Consider the following 17115-nt stretch of genomic DNA (forward strand, 5'->3'; position numbering starts at 1 on the left):
GGCACGCAGGTGGACTGGCCGGCCGTCCTGGCCGGTCAGGGCGCGCGCCGTGTCGACCTGCCGACCTACGCCTTCCAGCGCCGGCGCTACTGGCTCGAAACCCGGCCCGCCGCCGGCGACCTCGCGAGCGCCGGGCTGGGCTCGGCCGATCACCCGCTGCTGGGCGCCTCCGTCGCACTGGCCGACGGCGAGGGTCTCGTCCTGACCGGACGGCTCTCCCTCACGGCCCAGCCCTGGCTGGCCGAGCACCGGGTCATGGGAGCGGCCCTGCTCCCCGGAACGGCCCTGGTGGACCTGGCGATCCGGGCCGCCGACGAGACCGGCTGCGACCGGGTCGAGGAGCTCACCCTCCAGGCCCCGCTGGTCCTGCCCGCCCAGGGCGCCGTACAGCTCCAGGTCACGGTGGCCGGCCCCGACGGGAACGGGCGCCGGAGCGTCAGCGTCCACTCCCGGCCTGAGGGGACGGGCTCCGACGAGCCCTGGGCGACCCACGCCGTCGGCGTGCTCGCCCCACCGGCCGGCACCGCGGCCGCACAGGACCTGTCGCAGTGGCCGCCCGCCGACGCCCGGGCCGTCCCGCTGGAAGGCTACTACGAGCGGCTGACCGAGCTCGGCTTCGGCTACGGACCCCTGTTCCAGGGGCTCCGGGCCCTGTGGCGGCGCGGTGCGGAGGTGTTCGCGGAGGTCTCCCTCCCGCAGGACACCGCGGACGACGGGTTCGGCGTCCACCCGGCGCTCCTGGACTCCGCCCTGCACGCCGTCGGCCTGGGCGGCCTGCTGCCCGACACGGGCCAGGGGCGCATCCCCTTCGCGTGGAGCAATGTACGGCTGGAGGCGACCGGCGCCACCGCGCTGCGGGTCCGGCTGACCTCGCCCGCCCCGGACACGGTGTCCCTGATCGCCGCCGACGGCACCGGCAGGGCGGTCGTCGCCGTCGACTCCCTCGCCCTGCGGACCGTGACGGCCGATCAGCTGCCCGCCGCCGGAGGAGTCGAGCACCAGGACGCGCTCTACCGCCTGGACTGGCCCGTCCTGCCGCTGGACGCCGAAACCGTCTCCCGGGACACCGCGGTGCCCCTGGTCCGGGTCGAGGACCGGGAGGGCCTGCTCGCGCTCCTGGAAGGCCTCGGAGGCGCGGACCGGCTCGCGGACACCGTCCTGGTCCCGGCACCCCGAGGCACCCGAGGCGCACCCGAGGCGGAGCAGGTCCACACGGTCACCCGGGAGGGCCTCGCGCTCCTGCGGACCTGGCTCGGCGACGACCGGACCGCGGGCTCGCGGCTGGTGCTGCTGACCCGGGGCGCCGTCGCCCCCGAGCCCGGGGCCACCGTCACCGACCCGGCCCAGAGCGCCCTGTGGGGTCTGGTGCGCTCCGCCCAGTCGGAGCACCCCGGGCGTCTGGTCCTCGCCGACCTGGCACCCGCACCCGCACCCGCAGAAGTAGCCGCGGACGAACGGCTGCTGGCCGCGGCGCTGGCCGGCGCCGAACCGCAGTTCGCCCTGCGCGGCAGCACCGCCCGCGTCCCCCGGCTCGCCCGCCGGACCGCCGCCGACGCCCTGCGCCCCGCCCCGGGTGCGACAGGCTGGCGGCTGACCACCGGCGCCGCCGGCACCCCCGGCGCGGCCGGCACCCTCGACGCCCTCGCGCTCACCGACAACCCCGCGGCCACCGCCCCGCTCGCCGAGGGCCAGGTCCGGATCGCCGTACGCGCCGCCGGCGTCAACTTCCGCGACGCCCTGATCGCCCTCGGCATGTACCCGGGCGAGGCCACCCTCGGCAGCGAAGCCGCCGGCGTCGTCGTCGAGACCGGACCGGGCACCGTCGGCCTGGCGGTGGGGGACCGGGTGTTCGGGATGATCCCCGAGTCGTTCGGGCCGCTCGCCGTCGCCGACCACCGGATGGTGGCGCGGATGCCGCGCGGCTGGACGTTCACCGAGGCCGCCTCCGTGCCCGTCGTCTTCCTGACGGCCTACTACGCGCTGGTCGACCTGGCCGGGCTGAAGGCCGGGCAGACGCTGCTGGTGCATTCGGCGGCGGGCGGCGTCGGCATGGCCGCCACCCAGCTCGCCCGCCACCTCGGCGCCGAGGTCCACGGCACCGCGGGGCCCGGGAAGTGGGCGGCCCTGGCGGCGGCCGGCGGTCTGGACGCCGGCCACCTCGCCTCCTCCCGCGACCTCGGCTTCGAGGAACGGTTCCTGGACGCGACGGCCGGCCGCGGGGTGGACGTCGTGCTCAACTCCCTCGCCGGGGAGTACGTCGACGCCTCGCTGCGGACCCTGGCCGACGGCGGCCGCTTCCTGGAGATGGGCAAGACCGACGTCCGCGACCCCCGGCAGGTCGCCGAGGAGCACCGGAGCGCCGTCTACACCGCCTTCGACACCATCGAAGCCGGCCCCGACCGGATCGGCGCCATGCTCCACGAGCTCGTCGCGCTGTTCGAAGCCGGCGCCCTGCGGCCCCTGCCCGTCACCTGCTGGGACGTCCGCCAGGCCCCCGCCGCCCTGCGCCACCTCAGCCAGGCCCGGCACATCGGCAAGCTCGTCCTCACCGTCCCGGCCGCACCCGACCCGGAGGGCACCGTCCTGGTCACCGGCGGCACGGGGGCACTGGGCGGGCTCGTCGCCCGCCACCTGGTCGCCGAACACGGCGCGCGCCACCTGCTGCTCACCAGCCGCCGCGGCGCCTCCGCCGACGGGGCCGGCGCGCTGCGGGAGGAACTCCTCGCGGCGGGCGCGCGGACCGTTACCCTCGCGGCCTGCGACACCGCCGACCGGGAAGCGCTCGCCGCCCTCCTGGCCACCGTCCCCGCCGACCGACCGCTGACCGCCGTGGTCCACGCCGCGGGCGTCCTCGACGACGGCCTGGTCACCTCTCTCACCCCGGACCGGCTGGAGGCGGTCCTGCGCCCCAAGGCGGACGCCGCCCTCCACCTGCACGAACTGACGCGGGGCGCGGACCTGTCGGCTTTCGTGCTGTTCTCCTCGGTCGCCGCGACCCTGGGCAGCGCGGGCCAGGGCAACTACGCCGCGGCCAACGCCTTCCTCGACGCGCTCGCCCAGCGCCGCGCCGCGGCCGGCCTGCCCGCCGCCTCCCTGGCCTGGGGCCCCTGGGCCGACAGCGGAATGGCCTCGGGCATGGACACGTCCGGGCAGGAGCGGATGGTCCGCTCCGGGCTGGTCCCCTTCAGCGCGGCGGAGGGCCTCGCCCTCTTCGACGCGGCCCGGACCGGCGAGCAGGCCGTCGCCGTACCCGTGCGCTTCGCCGCCGCGGCCCCGGCGGCCGCGGACCCCGACGCGGGGCGGTCCGTACCGGCGGTGCTGCGGGGCCTGCTGCGCCCGGCCGCCCGGCGCACGGTGCGGGAGTCCGTACCCGGCGGCGGGCCGGAGGCCCTGCGCGAGCGGCTGGCCCGGCTGTCGGGGCCCGAACGGGACGCCGCCGTACTGGACCTGGTGCGCACCCAGGTGGCGGCCGTCCTCGGTCTCGGCGGCCCGCGCGAGGTGGACCGCGACCGGGAGTTCAAGCTGCTGGGCTTCGACTCCCTCACCTCGGTGGAGCTGCGCAACCGGCTGAACTCCGCCACCGGGCTGCGGCTCCCGGCCACCCTGGTCTTCGACTGCCCCACGCCCGTGGCGCTCGCCGCCCGCATCGGCACCGACCTCGCCCCGGAGCCGGCCCCGGCCCCGTCGGCCATGTCGGTCTTCGGGGAGCTCGACCGGCTGGAGCGGGTCCTCGCCGCCGTCGGGGCCGACGACGACCTCGTCCGCTCCCGGATCAGGACCCGCCTGCACGGTGTGCTCGCGGCCTTCTCCCAAGGCCCCGCCCCCACCGCCGCCCGGCCGGGCGGAGCCACCCCCGACGAGACGTCCGACGAGCGGCTCCGGAGCGCCACCGTCGACGACATCTTCGCGCTCGTCGACCAGGAGCTCGACGGCTCCTGAGCACCCCCGGAAGAGCCCGGACCAGCAGGTGCACACCACCGCGGCCGCACCACCGCACCCTTTCCTGACACTTCTTGACGGGTGAAGAAACATGCAGAACGAGCAGAACGAGCAGAACGAGAACGAACAGAAGCTGCTGGACTACCTCAAGCGCGTGACGGCGGACCTCAAGCAGACCCGGCGCCGCCTGCACGAGGTGGAGGCCAAGGACCAGGAGCCGATCGCCATCGTCGCGACGAGCTGCCGCTACCCCGGCGGCGTCGACAGCCCCGAAGCCCTGTGGCGGCTGGTCGACAGCGGATCCGACGCCGTCACCGGCTTCCCCGACAACCGCGGCTGGGACCTGGAGGGGCTCTACGACCCCGACCCGGGCGTCCCCGGGAAGTGCTACACCCGCGAGGGCGGCTTCCTCCACGACGCGGGCCGTTTCGACCCGGGCCTGTTCGGCATGTCCCCCCGCGAGGCCCTGGCCACCGACCCGCAGCAGCGGCTGCTCCTCGAAGTCGCCTGGGAGGCCTTCGAACGGGCCGGGATCGCCCCCACCTCCGTCAAGGGCAGCCGCACCGGCGTGTTCGTCGGCCTCGCCTACCAGGGGTACGCGGGCAGCGGCGACACCCGGGAGGAACTGGAGGGCTTCCTGCTGACCGGCACCGCCCCCAGCGTCGCCTCCGGCCGCCTCTCCTACACCTTCGGGCTCGAAGGTCCCTCGCTGACCGTCGACACCGCCTGCTCCTCCTCCCTCGTCGCCCTGCACCTGGCCGTCCAGGCCCTGCGCCGCGGCGAATGCACCATGGCCCTGGCCGGCGGCGCCGCGATCATGGCCGCCACCGGCATGTTCACCGAGTTCAGCCGCCAGCAGGGCCTGGCCGCCGACGGCCGCTGCAAGTCCTTCGCGGCCGGCGCCGACGGCACCGGCTGGGGCGAGGGCGTCGGCATGCTGCTCGTCGAGAAGCTCTCGGACGCCCTGCGCCACGGCCATCCCGTCCTCGCGGTCGTCCGCGGCTCGGCGGTCAACCAGGACGGCGCCTCGAACGGGCTCACCGCCCCCAACGGCCCCGCCCAGCAGCGGGTGATCGAGCAGGCTCTGGCGAACGCCGGGCTCTCCGCGGCGGACGTGGACGCGGTGGAGGCGCACGGCACCGGCACCCGGCTCGGCGATCCGATCGAGGCGCAGGCGCTGCTGGCGACGTACGGCCGGGAGCGGGAGGCGGAGCGGCCGCTGTGGCTGGGGTCCCTGAAGTCGAACATCGGGCACACCCAGGCGGCGGCGGGGGTGGGCGGGATCATCAAGATGGTCGAGGCGATGCGCCACGGCGTCCTGCCCCGGACCCTGCACGCCGAGGAGCCCTCCCCGCACATCGACTGGACCTCGGGCGCCGTGCGGCTGCTCACCGAGCCCGTGGAATGGGCGCAGGACGGCCGGCTGCGCCGGGCCGCCGTCTCCTCCTTCGGGGTGAGCGGCACCAACGCCCACACCATCATCGAGCAGGCCCCGCCGGTCCCGGACGTCCCGGAGGAGCCCGTCGCGGCCGGCGCCGCCGCCGGCCCGCTGCCGGTGGCCTGGACCCTCTCGGGCCGCGACACCACCGCCCTGCGCGAACAGGCCGAACGCCTCCTGCGGCACGTCCTGGGCCTCGGCGACGTCAGCCCCGTCGATGTGGCGCACTCCCTGGCCACCTCCCGGGCCGTCCTGGAGCACCGGGCCGCCGTGGTCGGCACCGGCCTGCCCGAACTCGTCGCCGGGGTCACGGCGCTCGCCGCGGCCGAGCCCGCCGCCCAGCTCGTCGAGGGCGCCGGCGGGCACGAGAGCGCGACCGCGTTCCTGTTCTCGGGCCAGGGCAGCCAGCGCCTGGGCATGGGGCGTGATCTGTACGCGGCCCAGCCGGTGTTCACCGAGGCCTTCGACACGGTGTGCGCCGCCCTCGACCCGCACCTCGAACGCCCCCTGCGCGACGTGGTGTTCGGGCAGGACGAGGACCTGCTGGAGCGCACCGAGTACACCCAGCCGGCGCTGTTCGCCGTCGAGGTGGCCCTCTTCCGGCTGCTGGAGTCCTGGGGGGTGCGCCCCGACTTCCTGGCCGGGCACTCCGTCGGCGAGTACGCGGTCGCCCACGCGGCGGGGGTGCTCGCGCTCCAGGACGCGGCGAAGCTCGTGGCCCTGCGGGGCCGGCTGATGCAGGCGCTCCCGGCCGGCGGGGTGATGGTCGCCGTCCAGGCCTCCGAGGCGGAGGTGCGGGAGCTGCTGGCGGGCCTGGAGGACCGGGCCGGCGTCGCCGCCGTCAACGGGCCCGGGTCCGTGGTCGTCTCGGGCGCCGCCGACGCCGTCTCCGAGGTCGTGGACCGGCTCTGCGCCCAAGGCCGCAAGACCAAGGGCCTCGCCGTCTCCCACGCCTTCCACTCGCCCCTGATGGAACCGGTGCTGGCCGGATTCCGGGCCGCCGTCGAATCCGTCGCCTTCGCACCCCCGAGGCTGCCGGTCGTCTCCACCCTCACCGGCGGCCCGGTCACCGCCGAGGAGTTCTGCTCGGCGGACTACTGGGTCCGCCACGTCCGCGAGGCGGTCCGCTTCGGCGACGCCGTGGACCACCTGGCCGCCGAAGGCGTCGGCACCTTCCTGGAGGTGGGCCCCGGCGGCGTGCTGACCGCCCTCGCCCAGCACCTCCTCGACGACACCCGCGTCCTCGTCCCCCTGCTGCGCGGCGACCGCCCCGAGCACCTGGCCCTCACCACCGCCCTCGCCCGGCTCCACGTCCACGGCACCGCCGTCGACTGGGCCGCCGTCCACGCCGGCCGCGGCGCCCGCCGTATCGACCTGCCCACGTACGCCTTCCAGCGCCAGGACTACTGGCTCGAACCCGCCGCCCCCGCCGCCCGCCGGCCCGCGATCGAGGACTGGCAGTACGAGACCACCTGGAAGCCGCTGCCCGTCCCCGCCGCCGGCCCCGTCGACGGGCACTGGCTGCTGCTGGAGCCCGCGGACGGCGCCGACCCCGCCGCCGCGGAGCTCGCCGCCGCGCTGCGGGAGGCGCTCGCCGCCCGCGGGGCCCGCACCACCACCCTCACCGCCGACCCCGCCGAGGACCGCGAGGCCCTCGCGGCCCGGCTGCGGGAGGCCGCGGCCGGCGCCGCCCCCCGTACCGTCGTCTCCCTGCTGGCCCTGGACGAGCGCCCCGCCGCCGGCCTGGCCGCCCTCGGCAGCGGGGACGCCGCCACCCTCACCCTGATCCAGGCCCTCGGCGACGCCGGAGTCGAGGCCCCCCTGTGGTGCGCCACCCGCGGCGCCGTCACCACCTCGCCCCAGGACCCGCCGACGGCCCCGGCCCAGGCCCGGATCTGGGGCCTGGGCCGGGTCGCCGCACTGGAACACGCGGGCCGCTGGGGCGGACTCGTCGACCTGCCCGCGCACTGCGACGCCACCGCCCTGGACCGGCTGCTCGGCGTGCTCACCGCCGACGGCCCCGAGGACCAGCTCGCCGTACGCCCGGACGGGGTGTACGCCCGCCGCCTCACCCGCACCCCCGACACCGAGGCGCGGCGCGCCGCGCAGTGGCGGCCCCGCGGCACGGTCCTGATCACCGGCGGGACCGGCGCCCTCGGCGGGCACGTCGCCCGGCTCCTGGCCGCCCGCGGCGCAGCCCACCTCGTCCTGGCCGGCCGACGCGGCCCCGCCGCCGAGGGCGCGGCCGAACTGACCGCCGAACTGGAGGCGCTGGGGGCCCGGGTGACCGTCGCCGCCTGCGACGTCGCCGACCGGGACGCCCTCGCCCGGCTCCTGGGCGACCTGACCGGCCCGGACGCCGAACAGCCCCTCACCGCCGTCGTGCACACCGCCGGCGTCGACACCCCCGGACTGCTGGCCGACACCGGCCCGGCCGCCCTCGACGACGTCCTGGCCGCGAAGGCCGCGGGCGCCGTCCACCTCGACGCGCTCCTGCGGGAACTGCCCGACGGCCACCCGCTCGACGCGTTCGTGCTGTTCTCCTCCATCGCCGGGGTGTGGGGCGCGGGCGGCCAGGCCGCCTACAGCGCCGCCAACGCCCACCTCGACGCGCTCGCCGCCGCCCGCCGCCGCGACGGCCTGCCCGCCACCGCCCTGGCCTGGGGACCGTGGGCCGATTCCGGCATGGCCGCCACCCCCGAGATCGCCGAGAGCCTGCGCAAGCGCGGCCTGGAACCCCTGCCCGCCGAGGCGGCGCTCACCGTCCTCGACCGGGCGGTCGGCCGCGGCGCGACCGCCGTGACCGTCGCCGACGTCGACTGGACCCGCTTCGCCCCGACCTTCACCATCGGCCGCCCCAGCCCCCTCCTCACCGGCCTGCCCGAGGTCCGGGACGCGGCCGAGGGCCCCGCCACGGGCTCCGGCGCGGCCGACGACACCGCCCTGGCCCTGCGTCGCACCCTCGCCCAGGCCGACCCCGCCGACCGGGACCGCACCCTCGTGGAACTCGTCCGCGCCGAGGCCGCCGCCGTACTCGGCCACCCCGGACCCGAGGCCGTCGAACCCGGACGGGCCTTCCGCGACCTGGGCTTCGACTCCCTGACCGCCGTGGAACTGCGGGGCCGGCTGGTCCGCGCCACCGGACTGGACCTGCCCACCACCCTCGTCTTCGACCACCCGTGCGCCCTCGACCTCGCCGGCCGGCTCCTCGTCGAACTCCTCGGCACCCGGGAGCCGTCCGAGGCCCCCGCCCCCCGGACTCCCGCCGACGGGGAGCCCGTCGCGATCGTCGCGATGAGCTGCCGCTACCCCGGCGGCGTCCGCTCGCCCGAGGAGCTGTGGCGGCTGGTCGCAGAGGGCACCGACGCCATGTCGGTCTTCCCCGACAACCGCGGCTGGGACCTCGACGCGCTCTACCACCCGGACCCCGACCACCCCGGCACCACCTACGCCCGCGCAGGCGGCTTCCTTTACGACCTGGCCGACTTCGACGCCGCGTTCTTCGGCATCTCGCCCCGCGAGGCCACCGCCATGGACCCGCAGCAGCGGCTGCTCCTGGAAACCTCCTGGGAGGCCTTCGAACGGGCCGGCGTGGACCCGGCCACCGCACGCGGCAGCCGCACCGGCGTGTTCGTCGGCTCCGGCTACCAGGACTACCTCCGGCGCGGCCTGGCCGTCCCCGACGGCGTCGAGGGCTACCTCGGCACCGGCAACGCCGCCAGCGTGGCCTCCGGACGCATCGCCTACACCCTCGGGCTCGAAGGCCCCGCCGTGACCGTGGACACGGCCTGCTCCTCCTCCCTCGTCGCCCTGCACATGGCGGCCCAGGCCCTGCGCCAGGGCGAATGCGACCTGGCGCTCGCCGGCGGCGTCACCGTCATGTCCAGCTCCGGCGCCTTCGTCGAGTTCAGCCGCCAGCGGGCCCTGTCCGCCGACGGCCGCTGCAAGGCCTACTCGGCCGACGCCGACGGCACCGGCTGGGGCGAGGGCGTCGGCATGCTGCTCGTGGAACGGCTCTCCGACGCCTGCCGCAACGGCCACCCCGTCCTCGCCGTCATCCGCGGCTCCGCCGTCAACCAGGACGGCGCCTCCAACGGCCTCACCGCGCCCAGCGGCCGGGCCCAGCAGCTCGTCATCCGCCAGGCCCTCGCCAACGCCGGCCTGTCCACCGCCGACGTCGACGCCGTCGAGGGACACGGCACCGGCACCCGCCTCGGCGACCCCATCGAAGCCTCCGCCCTGCTCGCCACCTACGGACAGGAGCGCGACGCCGACCGGCCCCTGTGGCTGGGCTCCCTGAAGTCGAACATCGGCCACACCCAGGCCGCCGCCGGAGCCGGCGGCATCATCAAGATGGTGCAGGCGCTGCGGCACAACCTGCTCCCCAGGACCCTGCACGCCGACGAGCCCACCCCGCACGTCGACTGGACCGCGGGCGCCGTCCGGCTGCTCACCGCACCGGTCGCCTGGCAGCCGGACGCCGACGGACGGCCCCGCCGCGCCGGCGTGTCCTCCTTCGGCATGAGCGGCACCAACGCCCACGTCATCATCGAGGAGGCGCCCCGCCCCGACCCCGCCGACGCGGCGGAGACCGGCCCGGCCGCCGCCCCCGCGCCCCGGCCCCTGCGGTCGGCGGCCACCGCGCTGCCGCTCGCGGCCCGCACCGTGCCCGCCCTGGAGGAGCAGGCGGCCCGCGTCGCCGCCCTCCTGCGCGAGGACCCCGCCGCCGACCTGCGCCGGACCGGCCACGCCCTCGCCACCACCCGCACCCCCTTCGCCGAACGCGCCGTGGCCCTCGGCGAGGACCGCGACGAGCTGATCGCCGCCCTCGACGCGCTCGCCTCCGGTGCCTCCCACCCCGGGGCCGTCCGCGGCACCGCCGCCGCCCCCGCCCAGCCGGTGTTCGTCTTCCCCGGCCAGGGGTCCCAGTGGCCCGGCATGGCCGTCGGACTCCTCGACACCTCCGAGGTCTTCCGCGACCGGATCGCCGCCTGCGGCCGGGCCCTGGCCCCGCACGTGGACTGGGACCTCGAAGACGTCCTGCGCGGCGCGGACGACGCCCCCGCGCTGGAGGCCCCCGACGTCGTCCAGCCCGTGCTCTGGGCCGTGATGGTCTCCCTCGCCGAACTCTGGCGCTCCTGCGGGGTCCGCCCCGCCGCCGTCGTCGGCCACTCGCAGGGCGAGATCGCCGCCGCCGTCGTCGCCGGGTCCCTCACCCTGGAGGACGGCGCCCACCTCGTCGCCCGCCGCAGCGCCCTCCTGCTGCGCCTGTCCGGACAGGGAGGCATGGTCTCCCTGCCACTGTCGGAGACCGAGGCCGGCGCACGCATCGCCCCCTGGGAGGGCCGCCTCGCCGTCGCCGCCGTCAACGGCCCCCGCACCGTGGTCGTCGCCGGGGAACGCGAGGCCCTGGCCGAACTCCTCGAAGCCTGCGCCGCCGACGGCGTACGCGCCAAGCGGGTCCGCGTCGACCTCGCCTCGCACTGCCCCCAGGTCGAATCCCTGCGCGAGGACCTCGCCGCGGACCTCGCCGCCCTGGCACCCGCCGCGCCCGCGGTCCCGTTCTACTCGACGGTCACGGGCGAACCCCTCGACACCCCGCCCGACGCCGCCTACTGGTACGGCAACCTGCGCCGCACCGTCCGCTTCGAGCGGACCGCCCGCAGGCTGCTGGCCGACGGACACAGGGTGTTCATCGAGATCAGCCCGCACCCCGTGCTGGTCTACGGGCTCCAGGACACCGTCGACGACACCCCCGCCGAGACCCCGGCCGCCGTCCTGACGACCCTGTCCCGCGCCGAAGGCGGCGCCCGCCGCTTCCTCACCTCCCTCGGCGACGCCCACGCGCACGGGGTCCCCGTCGACTGGACTACCGTGCTGGGCGAGGGCGCACCCGCCGACGGCCCGGCCGTGGCCCTGCCCACCTACCCCTTCCAGCGGCAGCGGTACTGGCTCGACGCGCCCGACGCGGCCGACGACCCGGCCCCCGCCGCCGGATCCGCCGCCGACGCCGGGTTCTGGGCGGCCGTGGAAGGCGAGGACCTCACCACCCTCGCCCGGGAACTGGGCATCGACGAGGACGCCGGCCTGCGCACCGTCGTCCCGGCCCTCAACGCCTGGCACCGGGGCCGCACCGACGAGGCCGCCACGCAGGCCTGGCGCTACCGCATCGCCTGGAAGCCCGTCGCGGACCCGGCGCCCGCCACCCCCGCCGGGGTCTGGCTCGCCGTCGTCCCCCGCGACCTGCCCGGGGACCCCGCCGTGGACCTGGCCCTGGACTCCCTCGCCGCGCACGGCGCCCGGATCGTCCGCCTGGACGTGGCGGGCGACGCCGACCGGCAGGGCCTCGCCGACGCACTGCGCGCGGCCGGACGAGAGGCGACCGGCGTCCTGTCCCTGCTGGCCCTCGACGAACGGGCCCACCCCGAGCACCCCGCCGTCCCGCTCGGCCTGGCCACCACCCTGCACCTCGTCCAGGCGCTCGGCGACGCGGGCCTGGACGCCCCCCTGTGGTGCCTGACCCGGGGCGCGGTCTCCACCGGCCCCGCCGACCCCGTCCGCTCCGTCCGCCAGGCACCCGTCGCCGCCCTGGGCCGGGTCGCCGCCCTGGAACACCCCGGCCGGTGGGGCGGCCACATCGACCTGCCCGACGGCGTACGGGCCACCGACGGCCGCACCGGCCGCAGGCTGGTCGCCGCCCTCACCGGCGGCGGCGAGGACCAGCTGGCCCTGCGGGCCGACGGTCTCCTCGCCCGCCGGATGCTGCGCGCCGACGGCGCCGAGGCCCCCGACGGCCCCGGCTGGCAGCCGCGCGGCACCGTCCTGGTCACCGGCGGCACCGGCCACATCGGCGGCCACGTGGCCCGCTGGCTCGCCGGCGCCGGCGCCGCCCACCTGGTGCTGGCCGGCCGCCGCGGCCCCGACGCCGAGGGCGCCGCGGAACTCGCCGCCGAACTGGAGGCCCTGGGCGCCGGCGTCACCCTCGCGGCCTGCGACACGGCCGACCGCGAGGACGTGGCCCGGCTCCTGGACTCCCTCGACGCCCTGCCCCCGCTGAGCGCCGTGGTGCACGCCGCGGGCACCGGCACCCCCGCCATGCTCGCCGACACCACCGTCGCCGAACTCGGCTCCCTGCTGGGGGCGAAGGCCGCCGGAGCCGCCCACCTCGACGAACTCCTCGCCGACCGGGAACTCGACGCCTTCGTGCTGTTCTCCTCCGGAGCCGCGGCCTGGGGCAGCGGCGCCCAGGCCGGGTACGCGGCGGCCAACGCCTTCGTGGACGCCCTCGCCGAGGACCGCCGGGCCCGCGGCCTGACCGCCACCTCCGTGGCCTGGGGCGCCTGGGGCGGCGGAGGCATGGTCGACCGGGCGGCCGAGGAACGGCTGCGGCTGCGCGGACTCGACCCCATGGACCCCGGCCTCGGGGTCCTGGCCCTGCGCCGCGCGGTCGAACGGGACGACACCACCGTGGTCGTCGCCGCGGTGGACTGGACCCGGTTCGTCCCCGGCTTCACCGCCGCCCGGCCCAGCCCCCTGATCGCCGACCTCCCCGAGGTGCGCCGGCTCCTGGCCGCCGAGGACGGCGGCGGGGACGCCCCGGCCGACGGCGAACCGCCCCTGCTGCGCCGCCTCGCCGGGCTCGCCGGGGCCGACCCGGCCCCGGCCGTGCTGGAGTTCGTACGCGCCGAGGCGGCCGCCGTACTCGGCCACCCGTCCGCCGACGCGGTGGGGGAACGGCAGGTCTTCCTGGAACTCGGCTTCGACTCGCTCACCGCCGTCCGCCTCGCCAAGCGGCTCGGCCGGGCCACCGGAATGAAGCTGCCCGCCACCCTGGTCTTCGACCACGCCACCCCCACCGCCCTGACCGCCCGCCTCCTCGAACTGCTCGCCCGGCGCCCCGGTTCCGGAGGCCGCGCCACCCCGGCCGGGGAGGGCGCCGCCGCCGACGCCCCCGGGGAGGACCTCCTCGTCGGCCTCTACCGCCGGGCCGGCGAACTGGGCCGCCTCGCCGAGGGCATCGAACTCGTCACCGCCGCCGCCCGGCTGCGGCCCGTCTTCGACGCCGCCGAAGCCGAAGCCCACCAGCCCGTCCCGGTCCGCCTGGCCCACGGCGACGAGGGCCCCCACCTGGTCTGCTTCGGCCCCTACATGGCACCCTCCGGCGTCCACCAGTACGCCCGCTTCGCCGCGGCCTTCGGCGGGCGGCGCAGCATCTGGGGGCTGCCCGAGCCGGGCTTCGGCCCGGGCGAGTCACTGCCCCGGGACGTCGGGGCCCTCGTCGAGGTCCACGTCAGGGCCGTCACCGCCTGCGCGGCACAGGAGCCGGTCGTCCTCGTCGGCTACTCCTCCGGCGGCTGGGTGGCCCACGCCGTCGCCTGCCGCCTGGAACAGCTGGGCCGGCCCGTCGAAGGCATCGTGATGCTCGACAGCTTCACCCGCGCCCAGGGCCTGGGGGAGCGATTCCAGGCCGCCGTCGTACGGGAGCAGTCCGACCGCTTCGAGTTCATCTCCGCACCCGGCACCCAGCTCACCGCCATGGGCGGCTACCTCGCCCTCTTCCGGGACTGGAACGCCCCCGAGGCCGCGGCCCCCACCCTCGTCGTCCGCGCCGCCGACCGGATGGCGCAGGACGCGGATCCGGCCACCGACCGGACCGACGACCGGCCGCCGGCCCCCGAACACGCCCAGACCGTCACCGAAGTGCTTGGGAACCACTACACGCTGATGGAACGCCACGCCGAGTCCACGGCCACCGCCGTCGACGAGTGGATCCTCAAGCTGCCCTGATCCGCCCCGACCCGCCCCGACCCGCCCCTCACCTCCCTTCCGAAAGGACACGATCCGCTCCGTGAACACCCCGACCACCACCACCGACGGCAGCCTGTGGATCCGCCGCTTCGAGCCGAGGCCCGACAGCTCCGTCCGGCTGGTCTGCCTGCCCCACGCGGGCGGCTCCGCCAGCTTTTACCTGCCCGTGGCCCGCGCCATGCCGGACTTCGCCGACGTCCTGTGTGTCCAGTACCCCGGTCGGCAGGACCGGCGCGCCGAGCCCCTCGTCGACAGCATCCCCGAACTCGCCGACCAGGTCTTCACCGCCCTGCTGCCCTGGGCGGACCGGCCGCTGGCCTTCTTCGGGCACAGCATGGGCGCCTCCGTCGCCTTCGAGGTCGCCCGCCGCTTCGAACGGGAGAAGGGCATCGTGGCGGCCGCCCTGTTCGCCTCCGGCCGCCGCGCCCCCTCCGCGTACCGCCACGAGACCGTGCACCTGCGCGACGACGACGGCCTGATCGAGGAGATGAAGAGCCTCAGCGGCACCGACAGCCGGCTCCTCGGCGACGAGGAGGTGCTGCGGATGGTCCTCCCGGCCATCCGCGCCGACTACCGGGCCGCGGAGACCTACACCCCCGAGCCGGGGGAGCGGCTGCGCTGCCCCCTGCTCGCCATGGTCGGCACCGGGGACCCCAAGGTGACCGTGGCGGAGGCCGAGGCCTGGGCCGAGCACACCGAAGGCCCTTTCGGCCTGCGGGTGTTCTCCCCGGGTCACTTCTACCTGGTCCGCGACCACGCCGAGGTCATCGGGGCCATGGCCGACACGCTCCGCACCTCTTTGGGCAGGTGACGGAGCGCCACGCCTACGGCCCGACCTGCCCGTTCTCGAAGTAGGCGGCCAGCAGCGGATCGAGCGGCGGGACCCTGCGCGGGGTCCCGCCGTCCCGCAGGGACCGCGTGGCCCCGTACCCCGCGGCCACCGCCGTCCGCGCGGCGACCGGAGAGGTGTCCGTGGGCCCGCCCTCCCGGACGAACCGCAGGAACTCGTCGATCAGCAGCGGATCCACACCGCCTCCACGGTCCCGACCGCCCCCCCCCCGCGCGATCAGCTCCCGCATCAGCCGGACCACCGGCAGGTGGCGTGTTGTGCCCGACGTACAGGCCCCGGTCACCTCTCCCGGGTCGGCGCACATCCGCGCGCCGGGGAACGCCCCGGCCGCTCCCGCGCGGGCCCCGCCGGGGGGTGCCGGGGCCCGTGCCCCCGCTCAGCGGCCGGCGCCGCTCCGCTGGATCTCGAAGTGGTCGATCCGCTCGCCGGTCTCGGCCAGCGCGCTCACCTTCAGCTTCGGGAAGCGCCCCGTCTCCACCTCCACCGCGAGGAAGGAGTAGTTCGTGTACCGCACCCGCGACCACTCCACCGTCTCCGCCGCCTTCGCCGCGCCCTTGACCCACCGGAAGGTGTCCACGCTGTCGCGGTCGGCGACGTGTCCTTCGTACGAGTCGGGGACCGGGAAGGCGTACAGCGAGCGCCCGGCCGCACCGGCCGTCACGTACACGATGCCGTCCCGGGTGGGGTCCGTGCGCTCCCCGATCGGCACCCTGCGCCCGACCTTGTTCCCCTTGATGGCGTCGGTCCGCTCGTAGACGTGGTTGTGGCCGTTGATGACGAGGTCCACCCCGTGTTTTTCGAACAGCGGCACCCACACGTCCCGCACCCCGCCCTCGGAGGCGTGCGCGCTCGTCGTGGAGAAGGCGCAGTGGTGGAAGAACACCACGATGAAGTCCACGTCGCGGTGGTGCCGCAGCTCACCCAGCCGCCGGTCCAGCCAGGCGGTCTGCCTGCCGCCGCTGATGCCGAAGTTGACGGGGATCTCGTAGGAGACGTCGTTCGCGTCGAGCGCCACGACGCCGACGTTGCCGTGCACGAAGGAGTACACGCCCGGCTGGTTCACCGGGTCCGGACCGTTGTCCGGCAGCGACCAGCGGGCCTTCTGCCCGCCGTAGCCCTGCGGCGAGTACCAGGCCTCCATGTCGTGGTTGCCGGTGGTCACCATCCACGGCACGGTCCTGGCGACCGTCTCCGTCTGCGCGAGGAACTGGTCCCAGGCGCGGGCGTCGTAGGTGTCCCCGGCGCCGCCCGCACCGGAGGAGTCGGCGTAGCAGATGTCACCGGCGTGCAGGTGGAAGGCGGGGTTCTGGGCGAGGAGCACCGCGTCGTTGCCCAGCGCGTGGTAGCTGACCCCCTGGTCGCCGAAGGCGGTGAAGGTGAAGCCCTCGGGGCGCGCGGGAGCCGTGGTGAAGGTGCCCAGCGTGCCCGGGTTGCGGTGGTCGGCCGGGTCGAAACCGTCGTGCCCCACTCCGTAGTAGTAGGTCTGGCCGGGCCGCAGCCGGTCCAGGGCCGCGTGCAGGTAGAACTGCTCCGCCGCGGCGATCCTGCCGCCGTTCAGGACCGGGGTGCTCAGGTGCCGCACCTCGGCGTCGATCTTCACACTGAGCGCCCAGGGGCTGGTGCCCACCCGCAGGTACGGCTTCCTCACCGCGAACGGGACCTGCCAGGAGACCCGCATCTGCGTCTTCGGGTCGGCGCCGTACTGCAGGTGCCGGCCGAACGGCGCGGCCGTCGAGCCCTCGGCCCCCCGCCGCGCGGAGGAGGCGACCAGGGTGGGGGCGGCGTACGCGGGCGAGGCCGCCCCCGCGCCCAGGCCCAGCCCCGCCGCGGCCGCCGTCACCGCACCGGCGCGCAGCGCGCCGCGGCGGGTGAACTGCGCGCGCAGGTACTCGTGCTGCTCGGCCATGCTCATCCGGGCGGCGAGCTTCCGAGGGATACCGAAATCGGGTACGTCGAGGTCCATGGGGACGAACTTCCTCTCCGGAGGCGACGGGCGGCCCCCACCGGGTGAACGGCGGGCGTACGGACCCCCATGAGAGTCCACGGACTTCCGCCCGCGCCGCCGCCCCGCCGCCCGCGC

At 76.6% G+C, this 17115-nt stretch carries 4 protein-coding genes and 1 pseudogene; 3 read left to right on the forward strand and 2 right to left on the reverse strand.

Annotated features, from left to right (window positions below; translation table 11 throughout):
• The 3 genes from ACFY15_RS33610 to ACFY15_RS33620 all read left to right on the forward strand — a co-directional run.
• Window positions 1–3939, forward strand: a 3939-nt coding sequence (locus ACFY15_RS33610) for an SDR family NAD(P)-dependent oxidoreductase (protein ID WP_390691787.1), incomplete at its 5' end; no start/stop codon positions are given.
• Window positions 3940–4030: 91 nt separating this feature from the next.
• Window positions 4031–14164, forward strand: coding sequence for a type I polyketide synthase (locus tag ACFY15_RS33615; protein WP_390826701.1), 10134 nt, complete (start codon window positions 4031–4033; stop codon window positions 14162–14164).
• Window positions 14165–14225: 61 nt separating this feature from the next.
• Window positions 14226–14996: a thioesterase II family protein gene (locus tag ACFY15_RS33620; protein ID WP_390690787.1), complete on the forward strand. Its 771-nt coding sequence runs from the start codon at window positions 14226–14228 to the stop codon at window positions 14994–14996.
• Between the two features lie 13 nt (window positions 14997–15009).
• Here the strand turns inward: ACFY15_RS33620 and ACFY15_RS33625 are convergent.
• Both ACFY15_RS33625 and ACFY15_RS33630 read right to left on the reverse strand, forming a co-directional pair.
• A pseudogene (locus tag ACFY15_RS33625) lies at window positions 15010–15219 on the reverse strand (gfo/Idh/MocA family oxidoreductase); the annotation flags it as partial.
• Between the two features lie 192 nt (window positions 15220–15411).
• Window positions 15412–16998: a purple acid phosphatase family protein gene (locus tag ACFY15_RS33630; protein WP_390826702.1), complete on the reverse strand. Its 1587-nt coding sequence runs from the start codon at window positions 16996–16998 to the stop codon at window positions 15412–15414.
• Between the last annotated feature and the right edge of the window lie 117 nt (window positions 16999–17115).

The sequence above is a fragment of the Streptomyces sp. NPDC001373 genome, assembly GCF_042895815.1.
Lineage (GTDB): Bacteria > Actinomycetota > Actinomycetes > Streptomycetales > Streptomycetaceae > Streptomyces.

What these genes read in the sequence shown, in the direction of transcription:
- ACFY15_RS33615 (WP_390826701.1), top strand. Translation starts at nt 4,031, where the DNA reads ATGCAGAACGAGCAGAACGAGCAGAACGAGAACGAACAGAAGCTGCTG.
- ACFY15_RS33630 (WP_390826702.1), bottom strand. Translation starts at nt 16,998, where the DNA reads ATGGACCTCGACGTACCCGATTTCGGTATCCCTCGGAAGCTCGCCGCC.